This is a genomic window from Pseudomonas sp. C321, from assembly GCF_055407105.1.
In genome coordinates this window covers 61,128-84,394 of the sequence record NZ_JBUZRB010000009.1, presented here as the reverse complement: position 1 = coordinate 84,394, position 23,267 = coordinate 61,128, and the positions used below count along the sequence as shown (strand labels likewise).

17 protein-coding genes, 1 other RNA gene and 1 pseudogene are annotated in these 23,267 nt (G+C 54.3%); 11 read left to right on the top strand and 8 right to left on the bottom strand.

Translation table 11 applies throughout. The features are described 5' to 3' along the window. Nucleotides 1-69: 69 nt before the first annotated feature. Complete coding sequence (grpE, locus tag ACZRJ6_RS22490; protein WP_463970165.1) at nucleotides 70-639, bottom strand: nucleotide exchange factor GrpE; 570 nt, start codon at nucleotides 637-639, stop codon at nucleotides 70-72. Between the two features lie 243 nt (nucleotides 640-882). Here grpE and recN point away from each other — a divergent pair, with 243 nt between their 5' ends. Continuing rightward, on the top strand, nucleotides 883-2,556 hold the full coding sequence (recN, locus tag ACZRJ6_RS22485; protein WP_463970164.1) for a DNA repair protein RecN: 1,674 nt from the start codon (nucleotides 883-885) through the stop codon (nucleotides 2,554-2,556). 97 nt (nucleotides 2,557-2,653) lie between these two features. Here recN and fur read toward each other — a convergent pair whose 3' ends face one another. Further along, a complete protein-coding gene (gene fur / locus ACZRJ6_RS22480) occupies nucleotides 2,654-3,058 on the bottom strand; it encodes a ferric iron uptake transcriptional regulator (protein ID WP_133103545.1) in 405 nt (134 codons plus the stop codon). Nucleotides 3,059-3,156: 98 nt separating this feature from the next. On the opposite strand from fur, the gene ACZRJ6_RS22475 reads away from it, so the two are divergent. Beyond that, nucleotides 3,157-3,684, top strand: coding sequence for an outer membrane protein assembly factor BamE (locus ACZRJ6_RS22475; protein ID WP_133103492.1), 528 nt, complete (start codon nucleotides 3,157-3,159; stop codon nucleotides 3,682-3,684). Between the two features lie 61 nt (nucleotides 3,685-3,745). Here ACZRJ6_RS22475 and ACZRJ6_RS22470 read toward each other — a convergent pair whose 3' ends face one another. Then, nucleotides 3,746-4,060 carry an RnfH family protein gene (locus ACZRJ6_RS22470; RefSeq protein WP_463970163.1) on the bottom strand — a complete coding sequence of 105 codons (315 nt, stop codon included), beginning with the start codon at nucleotides 4,058-4,060 and terminating at the stop codon, nucleotides 3,746-3,748. Continuing rightward, nucleotides 4,053-4,487 carry a type II toxin-antitoxin system RatA family toxin gene (locus ACZRJ6_RS22465; RefSeq protein WP_463970162.1) on the bottom strand — a complete coding sequence of 145 codons (435 nt, stop codon included), beginning with the start codon at nucleotides 4,485-4,487 and terminating at the stop codon, nucleotides 4,053-4,055. The genes ACZRJ6_RS22470 and ACZRJ6_RS22465 overlap by 8 nt, the downstream gene beginning before the upstream one ends. Nucleotides 4,488-4,656: 169 nt before the next feature. On the opposite strand from ACZRJ6_RS22465, the gene smpB reads away from it, so the two are divergent. Then, on the top strand, nucleotides 4,657-5,139 hold the full coding sequence (smpB, locus tag ACZRJ6_RS22460) for an SsrA-binding protein SmpB (protein WP_133103657.1): 483 nt from the start codon (nucleotides 4,657-4,659) through the stop codon (nucleotides 5,137-5,139). A 96-nt stretch (nucleotides 5,140-5,235) separates the two neighbouring features. Here smpB and ACZRJ6_RS22455 read toward each other — a convergent pair whose 3' ends face one another. Further along, nucleotides 5,236-6,003, bottom strand: coding sequence for an FCD domain-containing protein (locus ACZRJ6_RS22455; protein WP_463970161.1), 768 nt, complete (start codon nucleotides 6,001-6,003; stop codon nucleotides 5,236-5,238). 262 nt (nucleotides 6,004-6,265) lie between these two features. Between ACZRJ6_RS22455 and ACZRJ6_RS22450 the strand changes: the two genes are divergently transcribed. The 7 genes from ACZRJ6_RS22450 to ssrA all read left to right on the top strand — a co-directional run bounded on the left by ACZRJ6_RS22450 (nucleotide 6,266) and on the right by ssrA (nucleotide 14,767). Then, entirely contained in the window at nucleotides 6,266-7,960 is a 1,695-nt protein-coding gene (locus ACZRJ6_RS22450; RefSeq protein WP_463970160.1) for a lactate permease LctP family transporter, read from the top strand. Between the two features lie 138 nt (nucleotides 7,961-8,098). Beyond that, nucleotides 8,099-8,923, top strand: a complete 825-nt coding sequence (locus ACZRJ6_RS22445) for a (Fe-S)-binding protein (RefSeq protein WP_149413241.1) — start codon at nucleotides 8,099-8,101, stop codon at nucleotides 8,921-8,923. Continuing rightward, complete coding sequence (locus ACZRJ6_RS22440; protein WP_463970159.1) at nucleotides 8,920-10,374, top strand: LutB/LldF family L-lactate oxidation iron-sulfur protein; 1,455 nt, start codon at nucleotides 8,920-8,922, stop codon at nucleotides 10,372-10,374. Before ACZRJ6_RS22445 ends, ACZRJ6_RS22440 begins: the two co-directional genes overlap by 4 nt. Further along, complete coding sequence (locus tag ACZRJ6_RS22435; protein WP_133103662.1) at nucleotides 10,374-11,045, top strand: LutC/YkgG family protein; 672 nt, start codon at nucleotides 10,374-10,376, stop codon at nucleotides 11,043-11,045. Before ACZRJ6_RS22440 ends, ACZRJ6_RS22435 begins: the two co-directional genes overlap by 1 nt. After that, the gene (locus ACZRJ6_RS22430; protein ID WP_463970158.1) at nucleotides 11,042-13,852 is read left to right on the top strand and encodes an FAD-binding and (Fe-S)-binding domain-containing protein; all 2,811 of its coding nucleotides are present in this window, start codon (nucleotides 11,042-11,044) and stop codon (nucleotides 13,850-13,852) included. The genes ACZRJ6_RS22435 and ACZRJ6_RS22430 overlap by 4 nt, the downstream gene beginning before the upstream one ends. Nucleotides 13,853-13,988: 136 nt before the next feature. Beyond that, nucleotides 13,989-14,270: a hypothetical protein gene (locus ACZRJ6_RS22425; RefSeq protein WP_149413244.1), complete on the top strand. Its 282-nt coding sequence runs from the start codon at nucleotides 13,989-13,991 to the stop codon at nucleotides 14,268-14,270. A 103-nt stretch (nucleotides 14,271-14,373) separates the two neighbouring features. Further along, nucleotides 14,374-14,767, top strand: a transfer-messenger RNA (tmRNA) gene (gene ssrA, locus ACZRJ6_RS22420). Nucleotides 14,768-15,053: 286 nt separating this feature from the next. On the opposite strand, the pseudogene ACZRJ6_RS22415 reads toward ssrA, so the two are convergent. Further along, nucleotides 15,054-15,326 (bottom strand): annotated as a pseudogene (locus tag ACZRJ6_RS22415) (IS21 family transposase); the annotation flags it as partial. Here ACZRJ6_RS22415 and ACZRJ6_RS22410 point away from each other — a divergent pair. Then, complete coding sequence (locus ACZRJ6_RS22410) at nucleotides 15,325-15,627, top strand: hypothetical protein (RefSeq protein ID WP_463970157.1); 303 nt, start codon at nucleotides 15,325-15,327, stop codon at nucleotides 15,625-15,627. The pseudogene ACZRJ6_RS22415 and the gene ACZRJ6_RS22410 overlap by 2 nt on opposite strands. Before the next feature lie 141 nt (nucleotides 15,628-15,768). Here the strand turns inward: ACZRJ6_RS22410 and ACZRJ6_RS22405 are convergent, their stop codons facing one another. Together ACZRJ6_RS22405 and ACZRJ6_RS22400 are read right to left on the bottom strand one after the other, a co-directional pair. Next, nucleotides 15,769-18,864, bottom strand: a complete 3,096-nt coding sequence (locus ACZRJ6_RS22405; RefSeq protein WP_463970156.1) for a TrlF family AAA-like ATPase — start codon at nucleotides 18,862-18,864, stop codon at nucleotides 15,769-15,771. A gap of 77 nt (nucleotides 18,865-18,941) precedes the next feature. Continuing rightward, nucleotides 18,942-22,727: a hypothetical protein gene (locus ACZRJ6_RS22400; protein WP_463970155.1), complete on the bottom strand. Its 3,786-nt coding sequence runs from the start codon at nucleotides 22,725-22,727 to the stop codon at nucleotides 18,942-18,944. Between the last annotated feature and the right edge of the window lie 540 nt (nucleotides 22,728-23,267).

Here is a 23,267-nt window from a genome sequence, read left to right as displayed (position 1 = left end):
GCAGCAGTGGTGGCTAACTGCGGTAGCACTTAAACGCTTGACTTATAAATGGGGGCCTTGCGGCTAATTTCAAGCTTGCTCATCAATCGAAGGTGCGACCGGTGCAGGAGCCTTGCTCACCACCACCATCGCCGGACGCAACAAACGACCGTTGAGCTGATAACCCTTCTGAAACACCTTCAATACGCTGTTGGGCTCAACATCCGCGCTTTCCTGCATCGCCATTGCCTGGTGGTGCTCAGCGTTGAACGGCTCACCGCCTTGCGGATCGATAGCTTCCAGCTGATAACGCTTCAGGGTGTCCTGGAACATTTTCAGGGTCAGTTCGATCCCTTCGCGCATGGGGCGGATGTTTTCGTCGTCCGGATTGGACAACTCCAGGCCACGCTCCAGGCTGTCGATGATCGGCAACAGATCCCCGGCAAATTTTTCCAGAGCAAACTTGTGGGCTTTTTCTACATCCTGCTCAGCGCGACGGCGGACGTTCTGCAGATCGGCAGCAACACGCAAAGCCTGATCCTGAGCGCCTGCCAGTTGCTCTTCGAGCACTTGCACACGAGCCGCCAGGTCTTCACCCGATGCTTGCGAGGCCTGGTTGGCGTCTAGATTTTGCGTATCCAGCGTCTGTTCGTCAGCCATAGATTTCTCCTTTCAAAATCGTGCGCGAACTCGACTCGCGCTTCTGTTCCGGTATATGGGGCCACAATTTTCAGGTTCAAGGGCACCGATGTCTTTGACATGTATTGGATCAACTTCCCCGACTCATTCCTTGGTGCACTAAAAAACACCTATCACCAAGCGAATCGAGCTAAGCGGCAGGATTGTCAGCCCAGAACAAAACACTGTATAAATAACCATACCTTAAGCTTGGGAGCGGCCGTCATGCTGGTGCACCTGTCTGTACACAACTACGCCATCGTTGAACACCTGGATCTTGAACTGGATCGCGGGATGAGCGTAATCACAGGCGAAACCGGCGCCGGCAAGTCGATCATGCTTGATGCCCTGGGTCTCACCCTGGGCGATCGCGCCGACAGCGGCGTGGTTCGCCCAGGCGCCGACAAAGCCGACATTCTCGCGACCTTTGACCTGGCGGATATCCCGGAAGCCGGCGCCTGGCTTGCCGAACGCGATCTTGATAGCGATGGCCCATGCATCCTGCGCCGCGTGATCACCGCCGAAGGGCGCTCGCGCGGCTATATAAACGGCACGCCCTGCCCTCTTGGCGACTTGAAAGCCCTGGGCGAGCTGCTGATTGACATCCACAGCCAGCATGAACACCAGTCCCTGCTGAAAACCGACACCCACCGCCGCCTTCTCGACGAATACGCCGGCGCAACCGACCTTGCGCGCCAGGTGCAATTGGCCGCACAGCGCTGGCGCCAGACCCGCCAGGAGCTGGAACGCCTCTCCAACTCCGGCGACGAGCAGCGCGCCCGCCACCAATTGCTCAGCTATCAGCTCGAAGAACTGGAAAGCCTGGGGCTGGGCGAAACAGAGTTGGAGCAACTGGAGCAAGAGCACAAGAACCTGACCAATGCCGAAACCCTGCTGGGTATTTGCCGACAAGTGGTCGAGCAGTGCAGCGAGAGCGATTCCGGAAATGTGCTTAACGCACTGACCGCCAGCCTCAATCGCCTGTCGAGCGTGAACAACTCCTCCGGCTCGCTGAATGAAGCAACGACCCTGCTGACCAGCGCGCAGATTCAGGTGGAAGAGGCCGTGGGCGAGCTGAACCGGTTCCTTGACCATTTCGACGCCGACCCAGCGCGCCTGCAAGAGATAGAAGAGCGCCTGGACACTATCTACACACTGGCGCGCAAGCATCGAATCCAGCCAACCGAAGTGGCGACCATGCAGCAGAAGCTGCTGGATGAAATCGAAACACTAAATGCCAACGATGAATCCATCGAACGGCTGGCGGACGAACTGGCCTCCTTCGCGCGTCATTATCAAGAGAAGGCCCGTGAACTGAGCGATCTGCGGCATCAGGAGGCCACCGGCCTGGCCTGCGCGGTGGAGCAGGAGATTCAACGCCTGGGCATGCCTGGCGGGCGCTTCACCATTGAACTGCACGCCAATACCAGTAATGAATTGCTGCCCAATGGCCTGGAGCAGGTGGAGCTACTGGTTAGCGCAAACCCTGGCCAACCGTTGAAAGCGCTGGCAAAGGTCGCATCCGGTGGCGAGCTATCGCGGATCAGCCTGGCGATCCAGGTCATTACCGCCCAGACCTCACGAGTTCCGACACTGGTATTCGACGAGGTGGACGTAGGGATCGGCGGGCCTACAGCCGAGATTGTCGGCCAACTTCTGCGCCGGCTGGGTGATCGCGGGCAAGTATTGACCGTTACCCACTTGCCACAGGTGGCTGCGCAAGGGCATCAACACCTGTTTGTACATAAGGTGCGGGGCAGCGACGCAACCCATACCGCCGTGTCCAAGCTGAACAAGACCGAGCGGGTGGAAGAGGTGGCGCGCATGCTCGGCGGTATCGACCTGACCAAGGAGTCCCTGGCCCACGCGAAAAAAATGGTCGTGACAGCAAAGGCCTGAGCCAAGCCTTACAGACCATTTCCCTTCCGACACAAAGCACGAAGGCGACCCTAAGGTCGCCTTCGATCGTTTCGCAGAGCGAATCTGCGTAGATTTCTTACTTTTTCTTACGGATGTACAGAACCAAATTGTGATCCACCAATTCGACTCCGTGCGCCTCGGCGATAGCATTCTGGAGCTTCTCGATTTCCGGGCTGACGAATTCGACAACTTCGCCAGTTTCCACATCGACCATATGGTCGTGGTGGCCGCTGTCAGCCAATTCGAATACTGCATGACCGCCGTCGAAATTATGACGAACTACCAGCCCTGCGGCTTCAAACTGGGTCAGTACACGGTAAACCGTGGCCAGGCCGACATCCTCGTTAGACTCCATGAGCGCCTTGTAAACATCCTCGGCACTCATGTGGCGCTGCTCAGCAGAATCGAGCATTTGTAGAATTTTGACCCGTGGCAGGGTCACTTTAAGGCCGGCTTTACGAAGTTCGCTATTTTCAACCATGGTCAGCTTTCTCGCGGATGCTGCTTCGCAGCTTCTCTTAATACGGGTATGATCGGCGTTTACGTTGTCCCAGCCAAGATAGTGGAAGTCGCCCACCGATGCAAAACACCAAGCTCTTGCTAACCAGTTTCACCTTTGTGGGACTGCTCGCACTCGCCGGTTGTTCATTCCCCGGGGTTTACAAAATCGACATCCAGCAGGGCAATGTCGTCACGCAGGACATGATAGACCAGTTACGCCCGGGAATGACCCGACGGCAAGTACGGTTTATTATGGGCAATCCCCTGCTGACTGACACATTCCATGCCGATCGCTGGGATTATCTCTATAGCCTGCAGCCTGGAGGCGGGGAACGCCAACAGGAGCGCGTCAGTGTCATCTTCAATGGCAATGACCAGCTCAGCAGCCTGTCCGGTGACTTCATGCCCGGCGTAAGCCGCGATGAAGCCCTGCTGGGCAAGGACAGCGGCACCAACGTCACTGCGCCTGCGCAGAATGGCGAACAGCCAAAGTCCGAGGTGCCAGCCAAGCCAGGCTCCTTGCTGGATAAAATCCAGAAAGACGTCGACGGTGTGCAAACTGTTCCGGTGCCGACTCCAGAACCTTTGGATTCCAGCCCGCAGTAAGTTTAAACGCCCAACAAAAAGCCCGGCATGCCGGGCTTTTTGTTGCCTGTGGTTTCACAAATCACCGATTCTGCTGCTTCGCGCTGGCGGCCTTGGCCGCACGCAACCGGCGAACTTCTTTCGGATCAGCCATCAAAGGCCGATATATCTCAATGCGATCCCCGGCTTGCACAGTACGAATATCAGCGTCGACTACGACTTTCCCAAAGATCCCCAATGGACAGCCCGCCAGATCCAGTTCAGGAAACTGCGCTGCAATCCTCGACTCCAGTACTGCTGCCCTCACACTCGTGCCCGATGCAACCGCCAGCACCAACAACACCTGACGATCCACCGCGGCGTAGACCACCTCAATTTCGATCAATGACTCAACCATGCAATTGCTTGGCCCGCTGGCAGAAAGCATCCACCAACGTGTTCGCAGCCTGATTGAACAGCGGCCCGAGCGTAGCTCGCACGATAGGACCGGCATAATCGAACGCCAGGTCCAGGCTGATCTTGCAGGCTTTCTCCCCCAAGGGCTTGAACACCCAGACGCCATGCAACTGGCTGAACGGCCCTTCCTCCAGGTTCATCTCGATGGAGTGGCCAGGCACCAACGTATTACGTGTAACAAAATGCTGACTGAGCCCGCTCTTTGCCACTGCCAGACTGGCACGCATGTGTTCATCGCTGCTCTCCAGCACCTCGGCGGACGAACACCAGGGCAGGAATTCCGGGTAACGCGCCACATCGTTGACCAGGTCATAGAGCGCTTGCGCCGGATAGGGCAACAGGGCCGAGCGTTGAATATGCGTCGTCATGTGAGCGTTATTTCCACAGCTGAGCGGCAAACATCGCGAAAGAACTACATGATTCGCGAAAGAAAGAAATCTAAAGAAGAGCGTGTATTGTCCGGGATTCAGCCAACACGCTCAAGCACGCAGGTTGACCGTAGCCGACACGCTCGCAACTCCCTATAATGCCGCCCCTATGGCTAAACAAAAGAAACACCCCACAGGGACCATCGCGCAAAATAAAAAGGCGCGACACGATTACTTCATCGAGCATCGGTTCGAAGCTGGTCTGGTCCTGGCCGGCTGGGAAGTAAAGAGTCTGCGTGCCAGCAAGCTACAGCTGGTCGACAGTTATGTGCTGCTCAAGGATGGCGAAGCGTGGCTGCTCGGCAGCCATATCACGCCGCTGACCGCTGCCAGCACCCACGTCATCGCCGACCCGGTACGCACCCGCAAGCTATTGCTCAATGCCCGCGAACTGGAGAAGCTGGCCGCCGCCGTGCAACAAAAGGGTTACGCGTGCATCTGTCTGTCGTGGTACTGGAGCAAGCACTTGGTCAAGTGCGAAATCGCTCTGGGCAAGGGCAAGAAGGAATACGACAAGCGTGACACCGAGCGCGAGCGCGATTCCGACCGAGAATTGCAGCGTGCCGTACGTAACAAGGGCAAGGAAGATTAATCTTTCGCTCTAAATATGTGGCGCGATTGAAAAGATCGCAGCCAGCGGCCGCTCCTGAAAGAGCTACCGCAGGCTGCGATTTTTTGCATTAAGCAATCACATCCCTTTGCGCCGCTCCGCCCGAGCCATGCGCTGAACCTCCTGACGCACTTCCTCCAACACTTCCTGCACATACAGCAGGTGACGCGTGGAGACTTCCCGCGCCTGCTCGGCTCTCCCCTCGATAATTGCGAGGTACAAATCCCGGTGCTGACTGATCAGCATGTCCCGGGTTTCTGTGCGCTGCTGGTACATGCCGCCAATGTTAGTGACCACGTTGCGCTTGAGCAGGTCGAACAGGCCGCGAATGGTGTGCAGCAGCACTGCGTTGTGACTGGCCTCGGCGATGGCCAGGTGAAACCTGGCATCCGCTGCCCCCTCTTCCGCCCGGCTCACTTCATCAACCCGCGTGTAGCAATCCTGCAATGCGTCAAAGGCGGCGGTCAGCCGCTCGCGGTCTACTTCGGTGGCGCGCTGTGCGGCGTAATAGGCGCAAGACGCTTCGAGGGTCTGGCGAAACTCCAGCAGATCACGCTGGGCTTCCGGGTTATTTTCCAGCAGGTACAGCAGCGGATCACTGAAGGTTGAGCCCAGGGTTTCAACCACATAGTTGCCACCGCCCTGGCGACTGACCAACAAACCTTTGGCGGACAGTTTCTGAATTGCCTCACGCAACGACGGGCGTGACACGCCGAACTGCTCGGCCAGTGCGCGCTCGGCCGGCAAGCGCTCGCCCGACTTCAACGTGCCCTCAAGGATCATCCCCTCAAGCTGCTCGACAATATCGTCAGACAAACGGCGCTGACGCACCTGATCAAACCCCATAACTCACTCTCCACCATCCCGACCAAGTCGCCGGGCCCTCTATTCTGGCCTATTGCCGCGCTGCCGGCACCTATCAGAGCCCCTTTGATTTAGCCGCCCAGATCATTTGCCCGCCAGCATTCGACCAAAGTTTCACAAGCGACAAATTGACACATCGCCCCCAAGGCTTTTAACCTAGCCAACAGCGGTTGTAAATTGGTATTACCAATTAACCAAATCGGCTGCACAGTGCATGACCAACAACAATTAGGGGCCACCCCATATGCAAACCTGGCAACAGCTCTACAGTCCACTCGGCAACCTCGGCTTGTCCGCATTGGCCGCCGTTATTCCCATCGTATTTTTCTTCCTGGCCCTGGCCGTGTTTCGCCTTAAAGGCCACGTCGCGGGCAGCATCACATTGGCGCTGTCGATCCTGGTGGCGATCTTCGCCTTCCAGATGCCGGTAGACATGGCGCTCGCCGCTGCTGGCTATGGATTTGCCTACGGCCTATGGCCGATCGCCTGGATCATTGTCGCCGCCGTATTCCTCTACAAACTGACGGTCAAGAGCGGCCAGTTCGAAGTTATCCGCAGCTCCGTGCTGTCGATTACCGACGACCAGCGCCTGCAAGTGCTGCTGATTGGCTTCTGCTTCGGCGCATTCCTCGAAGGTGCAGCCGGTTTCGGTGCACCGGTAGCGATTACCGCCGCACTGTTGGTAGGACTGGGCTTCAACCCCCTGTACGCCGCCGGCCTGTGCCTGATTGCCAACACCGCGCCCGTGGCCTTCGGCGCGCTGGGTATCCCGATCATCGTTGCCGGCCAGGTGACGGGCATCGACGCCTTCAAGATTGGCGCCATGACCGGTCGCCAATTGCCGCTGCTGTCGCTGTTCGTGCCATTCTGGCTAGTGTTCATGATGGACGGCCTACGCGGCGTCAAAGAAACCTGGCCGGCAGCGCTGGTGGCGGGCTTGAGCTTCGCCATCACCCAATACTTCACCTCTAACTTCATCGGCCCGGAACTGCCGGACATCACCTCGGCCCTGGCCAGCCTGATTTCCCTGACCCTGTTCCTGAAAGTCTGGCAACCCAAGCGCACCGCAGGCGCACAAATTGCCGGGGCAACTTCCAGCGCAGCCGTCACTGCCCGCGTCGGTGGTTTCGGCCAACCTCGCACTTCCGTGGCTTCGCCCTACAGCCTTGGGGAAATTTTCAAAGCCTGGTCACCGTTCCTGATTCTGACGGTACTGGTCACCATCTGGACCCTCAAACCGTTCAAGGCGATGTTCGCTGCTGGTGGCTCGATGTACAGTTGGGTCTTCAATTTCGCGATCCCACACCTGGACCAACTGGTGGTCAAGGTTGCCCCGATCGTCACGAACCCGACCGCCATTCCTGCAGTGTTCAAACTGGACCCTATTTCCGCCACCGGCACGGCTATTTTCTTCTCGGCACTGATCTCTATGGCAGTGCTGAAAATCGACTTCAAAACTGGTCTGACCACTTTTAAAGAGACCCTCTACGAGTTGCGTTGGCCAATCCTGTCCATCGGCATGGTGCTGGCGTTCGCGTTCGTTACCAACTACTCCGGCATGTCGTCGACTATGGCCCTGGTCCTGGCCGGTACCGGCGCAGCATTTCCCTTCTTCTCGCCATTCCTCGGTTGGCTGGGGGTATTCCTGACCGGTTCCGACACGTCGTCCAACGCCCTGTTCAGCTCCCTGCAAGCCACCACCGCCCACCAGATTGGTGTCAGCGACACCCTGCTGGTCGCGGCAAATACCAGCGGCGGCGTGACCGGCAAGATGATTTCCCCACAATCGATCGCCGTGGCTTGCGCAGCAACAGGCTTGGTGGGCAAAGAGTCCGACCTGTTCCGCTTCACCCTCAAGCACAGCCTGTTTTTCGCCACGATTGTCGGGCTGATCACCTTGGCCCAGGCCTACTGGCTCACCGGCATGCTGGTGCACTAAGCCGTGCAGGGATTAGGGTAAGAACCGACGCCGGTCAGCGATTCCGGCGTCAGCTATTCACAACCCGGTCTGTAAGGCCGCCGAGCAATCAGCGGCCAACACGGACGGATAACCGGGACCACCCGGAGAATGCGCCTGATGAGCGAGCTTTTTTACAATGCCGTGCCTAATGCCACCCGTGTCGCGCCGCCCTTGGCCGAACCGCGCCAGTACCCCGGCGTAAAACCTCAACAGGTCTACCTGTTCGGTACCTGCGTAGTGGACCTGTTTTATCCCGAAGCCGGGATGGACGCGATTCACCTGCTGGAGCGCGAAGGCATTCGCGTCAACTACCCCCAGGGACAAAGCTGCTGCGGGCAACCGGCCTACACCTCGGGTTACACCGAACAGGCCCGACAAGTGGCACGCTCGCAACTGGCACTGTTTGCCGATGACTACCCGGTGGTGGTGCCTTCAGGCTCCTGCGCGGGCATGTTGCGCGAGCACTATGCCGACCTGTTCAAGGATGAGCCCGAAACGCTCAAACAGGTGCAGGCCCTCGCCGCTCGCACCTACGAGTTGGCGGAGTTCCTGCTGTTCGTGTGCAAGGTCCAGCTCAAGGACAGCGGTGCGCCAGTCAAGGTGGCGCTGCATACCTCTTGCTCGGCACGCCGGGAAATGAACACCCACCTGCATGGCCGTGAACTGCTGGCGCAACTGAACAACGTCGAGCGGGTCGACCACAGCCACGAAAGCGAATGCTGCGGTTTCGGCGGGACGTTCAGCGTGCGCATGCCGGATATTTCCGGGGCGATGGTCGCCGACAAGACCCGAGCCCTGAAAGAATCCGGCGCCCACCAAGTATTGAGCGCCGATTGCGGCTGCCTGATGAACATCAATGGCTCCCTGGAGAAACAGCAGGCTGCATTGCGCGGTCAGCACCTGGCCAGCTTTCTCTGGCAGCGAACCGGGGGTGCACAATGAACACCGCCACGCTGATCCCCACCGTCGACGTGTCGGAAGATTTCCGCTCCCGCGCCCATCAAGCCTTGGGTGACGCACAACTGCGAAACAACTTTCGCAGCGCGATGGACTCGCTGATGACCAAACGGGCAGCGTCTTTTAGCGATGCCCACGAACGTGAACACCTGCGAGCCCTGGGCAATGCTGTGCGTGCCCGGGCGCTGTCCAAATTGCCTGACCTGCTGGAGCAGCTTGAACAGAACCTGACCCGCAACGGCGTCAAGGTGCACTGGGCGCAAACAGTCGAAGAGGCCAACGCCATCGTGCTGTCGATCATCCGCGAGCGCGAAGCCATACAGGTGATCAAGGGCAAATCCATGGTCAGTGAAGAGATGGACATGAACCACGTCCTCGCCGCCCAGGGTATTGAATGCCTGGAGTCGGACATGGGCGAGTTCATTGTTCAACTGGACCACGAGAAGCCTTCCCACATCATCATGCCGGCCATTCACAAGAACGCCGGCCAGGTCGCGTCGCTGTTCCACGAAAAATTGGGCGTGGAGTACACCAAGGACGTCGATCAACTGATCCAGATTGGTCGTAAAGTCTTGCGGCAAAAATTCTTCGAAGCCGACATTGGCGTCTCCGGTGTCAACTTCGCCGTGGCCGAAACCGGCACCCTGCTGCTGGTGGAAAACGAAGGCAACGGGCGCATGTCGACCACCGTGCCGCCAGTGCATATTGCCGTCACTGGCATCGAAAAGGTCGTCGAAAACCTGCGAGATGTGGTGCCGCTGTTGTCGTTGCTGACCCGCTCGGCCCTTGGCCAGCCGATCACCACCTACGTCAACATGATCTCCGGCCCGCGCAAGGCCGATGAATTGGACGGCCCCGAGCAAGTGCATCTGGTACTGCTGGACAACGGCCGCAGCCAGGCCTTTGCCGACAGCGAACTGCGCCAGACCCTCAACTGCATCCGCTGCGGCGCCTGTATGAATCACTGCCCGGTGTACACGCGAATCGGCGGCCATGCCTACGGCGAGGTGTACCCAGGCCCTATCGGAAAAATCATCACCCCACATATGGTCGGCCTGGCGAAAGTCCCCGATCATCCCAGTGCTTCGTCGTTGTGCGGCGCCTGCGGTGAAGTGTGCCCGGTAAAAATACCAATCCCTGCGCTGCTGCGTCGCCTGCGGGAAGAGAACGTCAAAGCCCCCGACAGCCCTCATCAGGTGATGCGCGGCCAAGGCAGCAAGTACTCGCGCAAGGAACGTTTTATCTGGAACGCCTGGGCCCGACTCAATAGTTCACCGACGCTGTACCGGCTGTTTGCCTTCTGCGCCACCCGTCTGCGCGCCCTGGCGCCGAACAACCTCGGGCCGTGGACGCAAAACCACAGTGCGCCGAAACCCGCCGCACGCTCACTGCATGACCTGGCCCGCGAGCATCTGGCCAAACAGGGAGGTCGCTGATGAGCGCCAAGCACAACATCCTCGCCAAATTGCGCCATAGTCTGACGGGCACCACGCCGGTGCCTGACAACTTCGACGAAGCCCTGGTGACTGAGATCTACACCTACACTGCCGAGCAACGTATCCCGCAACTGCGCAAGCTGATGGAAGCGGTACACACTGAAATCCACCTGACGTCTGGTGCCGGCTGGCCAACGTTGCTGGCGCAACTGCTGCAAGACCGAACATTGCCCAGCCTGCTGATCGCCCCAACCACGCCCCACGGCCGGTGTGTTACCGAACACTGGGCGAACAATCCGCATCTGCCGGTGCTAAAAGCCTACAACCGTCCGGTAGAAGAGTGGAAAGCCGAGCTGTTCAATGACACCCCAGCCAGTCTTACAACAACCCTGGGCGCTATCGCCGCAACCGGTAGCTTGATTCTCTGGCCAACGCGGGAAGAGCCGCGCCTGATGAGCCTGGTGCCGCCGGTGCATTTCGCCCTGCTCAAGGCCAGTGAAATTTACGATAATTTCTATCAGGTCCAGCAGCAATTCGCCTGGGCCCAAGGCATGCCCACCAACGCCCTGCTGGTGTCCGGTCCGTCGAAGACCGCCGACATCGAACAGGTGCTGGCCTACGGTGCCCACGGCCCGAAAGACTTGGTGGTATTGATCCTGGAGGACCAATGAGTCTGCCCGCAGCGTTCCTTGATGATGTCGCACGGCTGATCCCGAAAGATCGGCGCTTCGACGATGCGCTTTCCACTCTGGCATTCGGCACCGACGCCAGCTTTTACCGACTGATCCCACAGCTGGTCATCCGCGTCGAGTCGGAAGAGGAAGTCGTCGACCTGCTGCAACTGGCCCAGCGCGACCGCGTACCAGTGACCTTTCGCGCCGCTGGCACCAGCCTTTCCGGTCAGGCCATCAGCGATTCAGTATTGATCGTGCTCGGCGACAACTGGAACGGTCGCGAGATTCGCGGCCAAGGCACGCAAATCCGCCTGCAACCTGGGGTAATCGGCGCCCAGGCCAACGCCTGGCTGGCACCGTTCGGACGCAAGATAGGCCCTGACCCGGCGTCGATCAACGCCTGCAAGATCGGCGGCATCGTCGCCAACAACGCCAGCGGCATGTGCTGCGGTACGGCGCAGAACACCTACCACACACTGGCCGGAATCCGCCTGGTGCTGGCCGATGGCAGCCGCCTCGACACCGAAGATAGGGCCAGCGTCTCGGCATTCCGTGAGCAGCACGGTGACCTGCTTGAACGCCTGGCGACCCTGGGCCGCGAGACCCGGGCCAATGCTGAATTGGCCGCAAAAATTCGCCACAAATACCGTCTGAAAAATACCACCGGCCTGTCACTCAACGCGTTAGTGGACTTCGACGAACCACTGGATATCCTCAGCCATCTGCTGGTGGGCTCCGAGGGCACCCTGGGTTTTATCAGCGCAGTGACTTACGAAACGGTCATCGACCACCCGAACAAAGCCTCGGCGCTGATCGTATTCCCAGACGTGGAAACTTGCTGCAACGCAGTAACGGTGCTGAAAACCCAGCCGGTTTCAGCAGTCGAACTGCTGGACCGTCGCAGCATGCGTTCGGTGCAGGACAAACCCGGCATGCCGGCTTTCGTACAGCAACTGTCGGAAAACGCTTGCGCGCTATTGATCGAATCCCGCGCGGCATCGTCCTCGCTGCTCCATGAACAACTGGCGCTGATCATGGCATCCCTGGCCGGTTTCCCGGTGGAGAAGCAAGTCGACTTCACTGAAGACCCGCTGGAAAACGCCCGCCTCTGGGCCATCCGAAAAGATACCTTCCCTGCCGTCGGTGCCGTACGCAAAACCGGCACCACCGTGATCATCGAAGACGTCACCTTCCCAGTGGAACAACTGGCTATCGGCGTAAACCGCCTGATCGAGTTGTTCGACAAACATCACTACGACGAAGCCATCCTTTTCGGACACGCTTTGGAAGGCAATCTGCACTTTGTCTTCACCCAAGGCTTCAACAGTGCCGAAGAAGTCACACGCTACCAGGCGTTCATGGACGACGTGGCACAATTGGTGGCGGTGGAGTTCGGCGGCTCCCTGAAGGCCGAACACGGCACTGGCCGCAATATGGCACCCTTCGTCGAGCTGGAATGGGGCAGCGATGCTTATCAACTGATGTGGCAACTCAAGCGCCTGCTCGACCCCAACGGCATTCTCAACCCGGACGTGGTGCTCAGCGAAGACCCGCAAATCCACCTGAAAAACCTCAAGCCTCTGCCGGCTGCCGACGAGTTGGTGGATAAGTGCATCGAGTGCGGTTTTTGCGAACCGGTATGCCCGTCGAAAGGCCTGACCTTGAGCCCGCGCCAGCGCATTGTGATCTGGCGCGATATCCAGGCGAAAAAACGCGCAGGCATCGACACCACCGAACTTGAAGAGGCTTACCGCTATCAGGGCATCGACACCTGCGCCGCCACCGGGCTTTGCGCTCAACGCTGCCCCGTAGGCATCAATACCGGTGACCTGGTGAAAAAGCTGCGCAGCCGTGACGCTGACCACACGAAAACAGCGGAGTGGCTGGCGACGCATTTTGCAACAGTATTGCAAGGCGCACGCTTTACCCTTCACGTGGCCAACGGTGCGCGGATGTTACTGGGCGCGCCACGCCTGGCAAAACTTTCCGCCACGGTGACCAAGCTGTCCAAGGGGCAAATTCCCCAATGGACCAGCGCCATGCCGCAGCCGGAAAAGGCCATTCGTTTCAGTCCGACCGTCAACGATGAACGGCCACGAGTGGTTTACCTGGCGGCTTGCGTATCCCGAACCATGGGGCCGGCAGCGAGTGACAAGGAACAGATGTCGCTGTACGACAAAACCCGTGGTCTGCTGGAAAAGGCCGGTTATCAAGTAGTCTTCCCGGACAATCAGGACAGCCTCTGCTGCGGCCAGCCTTTCGCGTCCAAAGGCTACGCCGAGCAAGCCGAGCACAAGCGCCAGGAACTGATCGGCGCCCTGCTTCACGCCAGCCGTGGCGGCCTTGACCCGATTTATTGCGACACCAGCCCTTGCACCCTGCGCCTGGTTCAAGACTTGGGCGAAACGCGCCTGGACCTCTACGACCCGGTGCGCTTCATCCGCACACACTTGATGGACCGCCTCGACTTCACGCCTCAGGACGCGCCCATCGCCGTGCATGTCACCTGCAGCACCCAACATCTGGGCGAAAGCCAGGCCTTGATCGACCTGGCCCGGCGATGCAGCAAAAACGTAGTGATCCCCGAAGGCATTCACTGCTGCGGTTTTGCCGGTGACAAGGGTTTCACCACACCCGAGCTGAACGCTCACTCACTGCGATCCCTGAAAGAGGCGGTGCAATATTGCAGCGAGGGCATCTCCACCAGCCGTACCTGCGAGATCGGCCTGAGCCAGCATGGCGGGATTGATTATCACGGGTTGGTGTACCTGGTGGATCGTGTCACTCAGGCGCGAACTCACTAATCCGGCAATAAAACAGAACCCCTGCGCGCCCGCGTAGTCATCTGCATAGGCCTCGACGAACGAGGCTCATCAGTGACCTCGCTGGCTGCACGGGAAATCCGGCGGCATCGAGCCCTCTTTGCACAAGGAGATACCCATGAAGCGTTCCGCTCTTGCTGGTTTGTTCGTTACCGCTGCAATGCTGGCTTCCCCGGTGTTTGCAGCCGGTACAACCGATGACCTGTGCCAGATCAATCTGGACAAAATCAACAACGGGAAAGCGTTGCTCGCCACTGACACCAGCGGCAAAAGCGGCGAAATTGATACGGCCGTCTCCCAAGCCAAAGCCGCCCATGCAGCGGGGGACGACAAGAGATGTATCGAGATCACCTCCAAGGCCCTGCAAGATCTGCAGGACAGCGACAAAGGCGGCAAGTAATTCGCCAACCGCTCAAGGCCAACCTTCGGGTTGGCCTTCTGTGACCGTTTGACGTACACTGCGCAGGCTTGTCGCTCATTAAGAAACACCGAGCAACAAGCACGGGGCCGTTTAGGATTCGACGCTGGTTGCGAACCTTTAGGTGCATGCCGAGTTGGTAACAGAACTCGTAAATCCACTGTTGCAACTTTCTATAGTTGCCAATGACGAAACCTACGGGGAATACGCTCTCGCTGCGTAAGCAGCCTTAGCCCTTCCCTCCTGGTACCTTCGGGTCCAGCAATCATCAGGGGATGTCTGTAAACCCAAAGTGATTGTCATATAGAACAGAATCGCCGTGCAGTACGTTGTGGACGAAGCGGCTAAAACTTACACAACTCGCCCAATGCACCCTGCCCGTCGGGCGGCTGAGGGTTAACTCAATAGACACGGCTACGCATGTAGTACCGACAGCAGAGTACTGGCGGACGGGGGTTCAAATCCCCCCGGCTCCACCAAATAAGCTATACAAATCAGGCACTTAGCGTTTATCGCAAGTGCCTTTTTTGTGCCTGATTGGGCTGTTTTGGCTCGGTTATGCCGACTTAATGACAGCTTCCATATCTACTTGGCAAGCCAATCCCGCCTCACATCCTCACGACTTTTTTCAGTCGCTTTTATGTTGCGAAATAGCGTCCCAGCTGGCTGGAGAGCGTATTAAATGGGTGTCTGCTTACACACAGAGACCCAGACATGCCGACACATACCCACAGATCAGCCACACCTCTCTACAGCGCTGCTTTGACCCTCAGCCTTGATCTGCTCAAAGAGTGTTTTGGCGCTCCTGCGGTTGTGCTTTGCCCGAAACGAATCGGCCTTGAGCGCCTGTTCCAGGGGCTCGTGAAATGGACTGAGTTTGTTGAAGCCTGTGCACCGCTGGTACGCCGGCTGAGTTGCTTCGGGTGCTCTGACCCATTTTCGGATGGTGTTTCTCGACAGCCCGGTACTCTTGGCTATCTGATGCAGCGAGAGCTTGTCGCGGAAGTACATCCGCAGGATTTTTCCCAACATTTCCATGCTGATCACCCTGTGTTCTCCTGCTCGAGAAAGTGAGCAGAAGCAGTTGAACACCTGGGTCAGTTTTCGGTCAGCGGCAACAGCGTACAACGTCCTTGAGGAAAAATGGAATGAGGCGGCAAAAGAACTCTTGGAAGTCGGCGGGAAGCTCTACGCGGCGGCGCGCCTGATCGACCGTGATGCAGTGTCGCTTCATAAGCTGGAAATTCCTGAGCAGGGAGAGAACTTCGGCAGCTGGCAGTTCCGTGATCTGGCTAATCGAGTGGACCTACACCCTATGCGAGAACTTCTTTCGATGTAAGGAATGGACAAAATTTACACCAAATAAAAAGCCGACAAAAAGTCGGCTTTTTATATCCACCCCAAATACCACAACGAAATTGCAGTGACCGCCCAGACTTAACGGCGCATACATAAAACTTAAAAACCTGGATTATACGAGTTAAAAACCATACTTACGTTTCCGATTCAAAAATGCGGGCTCTGTCCCTTCAAGAACCTCTATCACTCTCGCCCTTATTTGAGGCGATTCTATAGCCCCACTAACATAAGAAAAATTCTTACTAACCTTATCGCAAGTCGCACACACAATCTGCTCTGCATCACAAACCACCGCGAGGTTCGGATTATGCGTAACCATAATAATTTGACGCTTCTTTTTTGCAGACTTGATACACTCAACCAGAACTTTAAATATTGTTTGATTATCCAAATTCTCTTCTGGCTGATCGATAACTAAAGGAACATCATCTTTATCGACCATCAAATAGAAGACCAATAGCAATAACCCCCGCTCTCCCGGTGACAACTGGCTTATCTCTTGCTCATCATAAGTTAGTGAATAGTGAGGTTTGAGATATGAAAGCCCAAACAAATAGTCATACAACTCCACCGGACGATCTTTATACTCTTTACGCAACTGCTCTGGAATAGAAAGCTCTTGAGAATCATCCGCATCTATACGGCGATCAAAGTGGAGAAGATCATCTATTCGCTCGACAAAACTCTCAACAGAAGTGACGATTAGAAAGTCCGTCTCTTTGATTGTACGCCGAACAATTATTCCGCTCTCATCTACCCCACTAAAACTACCTCGAGCTTGTCGATTAATGCGTCCCAGAAACGCATCTTGAAAGCCATCCTCAACAATCTGTACATCAAAATCCAGCGGAAGTGGCATTTCCATTTGAGCCGTAGACTGTACGAAGCTCTGCACAGGCTGATACAAAACTTTATACTCATCGACTACTTTTTCTATCTGTTCGTATATCTGACGCGTTATTTTAATTCGTGTGATTTTCAGCTTGTCCCGCTTATTTGGCAAATCATCCAACGATGATATCTGAAACTCAAACCAAGCGATCGAACCGTTTCTTTCTTTATCTCCAATCAACTCAGCTTGGGCACGCACCCAATTAGCAACCTGCTCGCGATAAACCAAAAACAAACGTTCTTTCTCCCCCAATTTACTCTTTAAACTAACTATCTCAGATTCATACTTTTTCCTCCGAGAAAGCAATCCTTCCTCCCCTCCTTCCGTAAGTAACACTTCCTGAGCATTTAATATTTTTCGGAACGCTTGCCCCTCTCGCTCGACTGGCTCCAAATTAACAGTAAGGGAAACCAAGTCTGATGCTTTTAACTCAGTTTCAGCATCTGAAAGCATGACATCTAAATCAGTCATAAAGCTAGCATGAGCTTTTTCGTGGTTACGAACAGCCTGAAAAATGCGCGTCATGTGCGCCAACCCTTTGTTAGCGTCAGTTTTTAGACTTCTAGCTGCCTCTTCCTCTGCTTGAATATTCGCTAGATGAAGATCTAAATCGCTCAATTGCGCAGTTGCCGCCTCTGCTTCATATTTCGCGGCATCAGATTCTTGTGGATTCTCAACAAGCGCCGGTCGCGCGCCTTCTAGCGCCGCTAACTCTCGTTTCTTTTCGTGCAGTTGCGAAATAAGACTTTGACGAGATGCCGGAGATAGCCTCTCCTCAATGGAGACTATTTCAGAGTTAATCTTAGACAACGTCTCTTGCAATAATTTACGCTCATCCTCTAGCTCAGAAACTTTAAACCCCAACAAATCATCCAGTGAATCAAAACCTATCCGTTGGTCCTCCGGAACATGTGTATATATGATTTTCCGAAGCTCGCCATCAAACGTAGAAGACCCACCCCCGGCGAGCTCATTACAAAGAGTCTCAAGATAGCTCTGAGGTAAATATTTCACTCGTTCAACGCTGGAGAACTCAGGATCTTCTCCTAAGTTTCTTTTTGACTCACTACCATCATGCCAGCGCAACACGGCATTGAACTGTGATGCGAGTTTATTCCTAGGATCTCGAAATCGACCCTCATTCAAAAACGAAAAACTTTTATGATTCCGGCTATCCCCAACCAATGCAATAATATCCGCCAGAGCACTTTTACCACTACCCTTATTACCAATAATTGCTATTAGATCATTATTCAATCCTATATCAACATCAAACCAATCATCCACAACTGTGGAGTCGATTTTTTTCTTGATTGAAATAGACGATACATATTTCGTTCGATTTCTCGCCACGAGCAAACTTTTTTCTGGAATATCACCAACAAAAACTCGTTCATCAAATTCATTTACAGCCTGTACTAGCCCCTGAAATGTCGGATCTGCCTTTATCCACGTAAAGCACTGCCCTATACGATCCTTATCGTCCGACGTACTCAGTGCGTGAGCATCAGAGCAATCAAGTAATTTGGCGTTAACATTTGACTCAATAAGCTTTTTCCTAGCCTTATTGTAAGCCTCTGGATTTGCAGACGCGGTAAACACAATATCGACTTTATTAATAACATTTCGCTTTTCGGCAATGGACTGATCAGTCCACTTCATATTATCCCACTCGCACTTACCTACAGCTAAAAGATAGTGGCCTGCGAGGTCATGACGATCCAGTGCCTTCAGTACAGAGTCTAAACTGACACAGAGATTATTGAAGCCCTCTTGCAAAGAAGAAGAATAGTTGGCTCGTTGATCTGCAGGCGCAGCATCGATTATCATCTCGCCGAGCCGCACTAAGCTTTCTGGAGTGATAACAGCTTGCCACCTACCATTAAAACCTTCACTTTCAGGAATCAACTGATAGCTTTGCACTAACGCGCTGAGAAACTGCTGCCGAATTACTTCTGGAGGAAGTTGATCAAAAATCACATGGAGATTTATTCTATTCCAGTCAGATTTTGAATAGCTACCATCTGCTGCCTTCTTTACTGTCCCAGCAAATTTATCGAGCCGAAGCTCCAAAACAGGAAGTACAAGATCGATATTACTCAGACGACCCGCCTCCTTATACTTTAAAACCCTGGCATAACCCTCCACAAATATATAGTCATTTATACCAATAACTTTAAACTCTGGAGGCAAGTTTTCCAAATCAGAAATAAACGCTTCCCAAGCTTGCTCTTCTTCGCCAGGATAATTATGAACAATTGAAGAGGGCGTGTGTACGTGCAGATCCCATTTTCTCCAGGTGGAGCCTACTTGACTCATATCCATTTTCAACGTCCTTATCTGAACTCTCTGAAGAGGGCCTGGCAAATTTGCCAGCTTGAAGCACCAATTTTAGAACCGATCTAAAAACTTTCTTTACTGAGGTTAGCTTGAATATCTTCGCGCGTTGCATCAACCTCATATCTTTTCGAGATCTGCATTAGCATTTCTGCGACGTAAGTATGAGTCAACTGTACTCGCTCAGCCTGGTCTTTATAGTATGTTGCCAAATCTCGCTCCTGACCTCCCCCATCCCAAGGAGATCGACAAGTGACACCCCGATTATTCATTGTTCCAACACAGAATCCGAGACGCATATGCTCCATTTCAGGTATATCCAACACCTCTCTCACCAAACCGAGAGGTCGAGTTCCATCCTCATTAGCTGGAGCATGTGCAAAAATCTGCCCCAAAGTTTGATCACACATAGTCAATCGGTCGGCGTTGCCACATAACTCTCGCGCTACGCGAATGAATTCATTGAAAGCGTTCCCGTTAATACTTCCATCACTATTTGTTCCTGGGAGTCGCTTGCATGAGTGCAAAATGCTAAACGCACGCTGCGCAGCGGACTTAGTACTTTCAGTAACGGAATTTTCGCGCTCTCCGTGTTCAGGCTTGCACATCAGACAAATTAACTCGCTGAAAAATTTAGGTTCGGACATCACTCCTTCGTACAAGGCTGCAGCTTTAGTCTCACTGCCATATCTGAGAAGTGGAAATAACCCGAACTCGAGCTGCATTAGAGGCAGCCGGTCAATTTTTTCAGAAGCCTCCAGCTTTTCCAAGATTCGAGTAAGGTGCCAAGCCATAATCTGTGGACCTGCCCCCTCCTCTCCGCTTGCTAGTTTTTGAAGTATCATAAATAGCAGAACTGGTGAAACCTTCTCAATCGAAGATTGACAATATTGGAGCGCTGCACGTGGGCGCTTCGAATTTAATAGACGGCCTATTACATACTCTAGATCTGCGTCCTTATCTCGCTGATAAATATGAACACCCTCCCAGTAGAATTCAGATACATCTGGGGCGCAACCGCTTAACAAATGCCAAACATGCTGCCTAGGTGATACTAGCATTAAAAAATTGGCAATTTTTTTGGATGACCAATTCTCCTGCTTACCAAGAACAACCACTGCTTCAACAATCTCGCTACTGCGTTCAACTGGAGTCGAGCCCAAGACCCCTTTAATAAAAATAGCGAAGGGCGTGTTTTCAGTAAAGTCTCCACCTTTCATAGCGAGCCAAGTAGGCCAGTCTTCACTATTGAAGTCGATGTGAGCAAGAACCTCCCCAACCACTCCAGGCTCAACACATTCTTCAATCAATCTTTCAATACCGTCGATACCACTATCTTTAATAATCTCATTTACGGCTGCCAATCTAATATCAGCTCTAGCCTTGCTAACGCCCTCTAAATCGTCATGATTGTCTTTAGCAGGAAGTTCCAGCCAGTGACTACTGAACAGCCAGCGATGACGGTAAATCAGATCGTACGGTTCCAGCCGCTCGCACAACGAAAACAAAGGTTTCAGCCACTCATCCAACTCATCTGCTGGGCCATCATCGTAGTTACAGTGCCAATGAATTATCTTACGGAGTGCACCAATTAGATTCTCCTTCTCCTGATCACCACTTGTAGAATTGGTAAATTCTTCAAATAACGGTAGCACTCGCGAAATTTCATCTCGATATCTAAATATTGTTTCTTCCAGCAAACAAACAATTCGAGAAGGGTTTCCTTGACTAAGCTCGATCAGCTTCTCGGAGGCTATAGTCTGCATTTCGTAAAGTTCAGCATGTGTGATGTCACGTCCCGCGCCAGCATCGTCTTCCCGCCACCTTGGTCGATGCGCCGGGGTAGCAAACTGTTGACCACCAGATACGAGTTTTTTCAGGACGTTAAATGCAGCTTCAGGATCCTTACTGATCAACAGATCCAGCACTTTAATACGTTCGGAACAACTAGCCGCGGTTTGAGGAAACCACGCACGAAATAAACCGAATAGGCTCTCGCTAGGCTTGTTCCCCCAATTACCGTTCATAGGAACGTGGCTTAACTGAGCGAGTATGAGAGCGACAGGGGCGAGCCTTCTTGGAGACCAGCCCAAGCACTCTAATGCCCAAAGCAAACCGGAATGCCAACACCGTGCCGATATCCCCGTAGTGCTGGATTCGGTGATAAGCGCAGTCACCGGCGCATCGGGCATCCGTAGACTGCTTTGCAAGACGCGAATAAAATCATCTGGCGCGGCCTCTGCTAGCGTGGGTAAATAGCTTGCTAAAGATAGCCATCTCCGCCAATCAGCCCCATCCAGCAACTCATGGACAAGCCTAGCTACCCGTTCTTCGATATTGAGTGCCTGGAAACCTACTTGCTCTGGTCCACGCACTGCTAGCTTCACAAGCGAATCGCAAACCGATTCAAAGAGCAATCCAGAGTACGGATGGACCTTGCCGTGTATTTGAGCCATCCACCGGTCTTCGTCTGGCAGATCTAACTGTGGATCATGTGCTGAAAGCATTTCCAGAGCGATGGAGAAAAATCGCTCTAGTTGTGCACTAGTAATCCGGTCACCACATTGATTTAGTAGTTCTAATGGTGACTTGGCTTTCCAGATTGTCCCTATATTCAACAACGGTGCATCGTCTAATCGAACAAGTTGACGTAAGTCGTATTCAACTTCTTCGTAGGAGCGAGCAGCGATCCGCGCTACTACATGTCGATCCGCTTCTTTGTCCGCATTCCATGCACCCAATAGGCAAATGAGAGGAAGGCTGGCTGCATGAGGCGTGTCCAGCCACGCTGGACGCTGTACTGCAGGATTTTTAGCTCTCTCGCGACGAAGTACAGTCCAGGAACGACCAGTGCTTAAGGCATAGCGCTTGGCATCAGACTCTTCCATTCCGATGTCAATCAATGCTTTCTCAAACTCGTAAATGTTTGGCCGCTCTAAAATAAACTCATTCCCAGTCGGTTTACCGGCCAGATCGCCTGTCGCGTGGGGCACGATTACTTGCAGGTCCTCGCGCAGAACTAGATTTGAGGCGATTTCAGTTCGAGCCACAATCGCAATCCGTAGTTGAGGGTTCGCGTCCACATATCTCCACCCCTGAGATTCGGTCACTACCAACGCTTGATGCTGTAGGTCCCCAGTTGCCATGACTACCGCTACCGCGAAGGCTGTCGCCTCCTCCACGCTATCAGCGCGTATTACTAGGGGATTGATGGGGCCAGACGCGGCATTGACGGACTGAATTTTTTCACCTAACGCGCTTAACACTAGGGATCTGTCCATGAAGAGAGCGCTGGGAGTGATGGTAGGGCTGCACTGTCGTGCCCAAGAACTCCAATAGCGAGAGAGACTAATGACACCCAAGCCACTCAAGCCCAAATCCTCGGCGAGCTGCAGAGCTATTGAAGGACTTTGCTCCAGCCACTGCTCCAAATCGTCCGCATCATAAGCTCGGACGTCAGCCCACTCGCCCTTACGGCGCTGCTCTTCAATCCAACTGGATTTTTTTTGCCAGCGCCGGGGAGTAACAAATACAAACGTGCATTTCGAGCGTTCTTCCTTACTAACCTGCTCAACCCGCTTTTGATAGTCGCCGCTAGCCTTCCCGAGTACGTTCTGGTCGCAGCCGATTTCCCAGAGCGATGCTCCAGAGGGCACCCAGGCGGTCCCCCCTTCACTGAAAAGAACACCGTCCCATCCTGGTACGTAGGTTGAATCGCCGGCAGGGAATGAAATCTGTCGTGTAGCTCCCGGTTCATAACAAAGCCGCCTAACCCATCGGGGCAAATCGGATTGTGCTTCCTTCGCATGGGTGTTTGCCCAATTGACTATATGGGAGGCTGTTACTCGCATCATTCACTCCTTAAATGTGGGCGCTACTGGCTGCAAACGGAGGATTTACCCACAGACACTTGACCTTATGCACACAGGTAATAACAACCAATGAGCCCGAATAGGCCTGCTCTATGGAGATTAACAGCCCCCCAATCCCCTCAGCCACAAGCAATCTGGTTGTCGAGGATTGATTAATGACCCAGCAAATACAATCTCCGCAAGAAAGGCTGCGCATTGCAGTAGTCATAGCCGAAACCCCTCCGATGTAACACTACTGCCCAGATATTAAGTCGGTGTAGCGGACGCAAAAAAATGGCTGAACATAAAATCTCTTTTATTTTCAATACGTTGTCTACAAAGATACACCTGTAACACTTGTTTCACAGGAAACAAATGACTTCTCCTTAAGCCCCCCTAGAACCCCATGCGAGGGTAACCATCAGCGCGAGAACCGAGTTGTCTCCTTCCTTCGGAGTTTCTACCGGCCTCGACTAGCCAACATTGGTAACGGGCAGATTAAAGTTCTGGGGCCCCAGAGGAATACCCCTCGACACGGGG

Bases quoted from the DNA above. Each gene is read 5' to 3' on its own strand.
- ACZRJ6_RS22400 (WP_463970155.1), bottom strand. From the start codon at position 22,727: ATGCGAGTAACAGCCTCCCATATAGTCAATTGGGCAAACACCCATGCG.
- ACZRJ6_RS22470 (WP_463970163.1), bottom strand. From the start codon at position 4,060: ATGGTTGAGTCATTGATCGAAATTGAGGTGGTCTACGCCGCGGTGGAT.
- ACZRJ6_RS22440 (WP_463970159.1), top strand. From the start codon at position 8,920: ATGAACACCGCCACGCTGATCCCCACCGTCGACGTGTCGGAAGATTTC.
- fur (WP_133103545.1), bottom strand. From the start codon at position 3,058: ATGGTTGAAAATAGCGAACTTCGTAAAGCCGGCCTTAAAGTGACCCTG.
- ACZRJ6_RS22410 (WP_463970157.1), top strand. From the start codon at position 15,325: ATGCTGATCACCCTGTGTTCTCCTGCTCGAGAAAGTGAGCAGAAGCAG.
- ACZRJ6_RS22450 (WP_463970160.1), top strand. From the start codon at position 6,266: ATGCAAACCTGGCAACAGCTCTACAGTCCACTCGGCAACCTCGGCTTG.
- ACZRJ6_RS22435 (WP_133103662.1), top strand. From the start codon at position 10,374: ATGAGCGCCAAGCACAACATCCTCGCCAAATTGCGCCATAGTCTGACG.
- ACZRJ6_RS22430 (WP_463970158.1), top strand. From the start codon at position 11,042: ATGAGTCTGCCCGCAGCGTTCCTTGATGATGTCGCACGGCTGATCCCG.
- ACZRJ6_RS22425 (WP_149413244.1), top strand. From the start codon at position 13,989: ATGAAGCGTTCCGCTCTTGCTGGTTTGTTCGTTACCGCTGCAATGCTG.
- ACZRJ6_RS22455 (WP_463970161.1), bottom strand. From the start codon at position 6,003: ATGGGGTTTGATCAGGTGCGTCAGCGCCGTTTGTCTGACGATATTGTC.
- smpB (WP_133103657.1), top strand. From the start codon at position 4,657: ATGGCTAAACAAAAGAAACACCCCACAGGGACCATCGCGCAAAATAAA.
- ACZRJ6_RS22465 (WP_463970162.1), bottom strand. From the start codon at position 4,487: ATGACGACGCATATTCAACGCTCGGCCCTGTTGCCCTATCCGGCGCAA.
- grpE (WP_463970165.1), bottom strand. From the start codon at position 639: ATGGCTGACGAACAGACGCTGGATACGCAAAATCTAGACGCCAACCAG.
- recN (WP_463970164.1), top strand. From the start codon at position 883: ATGCTGGTGCACCTGTCTGTACACAACTACGCCATCGTTGAACACCTG.
- ACZRJ6_RS22445 (WP_149413241.1), top strand. From the start codon at position 8,099: ATGAGCGAGCTTTTTTACAATGCCGTGCCTAATGCCACCCGTGTCGCG.
- ACZRJ6_RS22405 (WP_463970156.1), bottom strand. From the start codon at position 18,864: ATGGATATGAGTCAAGTAGGCTCCACCTGGAGAAAATGGGATCTGCAC.
- ACZRJ6_RS22475 (WP_133103492.1), top strand. From the start codon at position 3,157: ATGCAAAACACCAAGCTCTTGCTAACCAGTTTCACCTTTGTGGGACTG.